Raw genomic sequence first — 535 nt, 5'->3', positions numbered from 1 at the left:
GTCCGTGATACTCGGGTAATACACGTTGCCATAAGTTCCGTATGGTCCGAAACGGGCAAGGAAGCGGAAGTAAAAATCTACCGGACGCCGGTAGCTCGTCTGTATTTTGGTTTTCAGCAGGCGGTAGGCGTACTCGTCAGAATTTTCCACCTTGACCTTGCGTCCGTTGAAATAATAGTTTCCCTCCTCATCTGAAGAAAACGATACCTCTTCCTTTGCCGGACGCTCGCCGGCAACGACCCGGAAGAAGTCCTCCAGGGAGCGGCAATCCTGGTATTCTACCGGAATCGTGTCGCCCTCTCGCAGTTTCACGTCCAGCTTGTCAAGCAGTGTCTTGATGGCGGGCGTGTAGATATTTTCGGATTGGAAGCATCTTGTATCCCGCCAGTATTTCTCGAAAAGAGAGCCGGTTTCAAGGAGCAGGAACAGGGTTTCACGCGCTGTCTGCGGTTTATCGGCCAGATACGGAATATACTCGGTCACCAGTATGGAAAGTGAAAGATACTCCTCCGGTTGCAGTTCGCTCTTCTGGTGC

Annotated in this window: 1 protein-coding gene; it reads right to left on the bottom strand. The window is 51.8% G+C overall.

The features are described 5' to 3' along the window. The coding region (locus LPH68_RS26575; protein ID WP_230297299.1) for a hypothetical protein at window positions 1–535 on the bottom strand (535 nt) is incomplete at both ends.

The organism is Bacteroides sp. 1_1_30 (assembly GCF_020982715.1).
Taxonomy (GTDB): Bacteria; Bacteroidota; Bacteroidia; order Bacteroidales; family Bacteroidaceae; genus Bacteroides; species Bacteroides xylanisolvens.
This window is presented reverse-complemented; position numbering and strand designations above follow the sequence as displayed.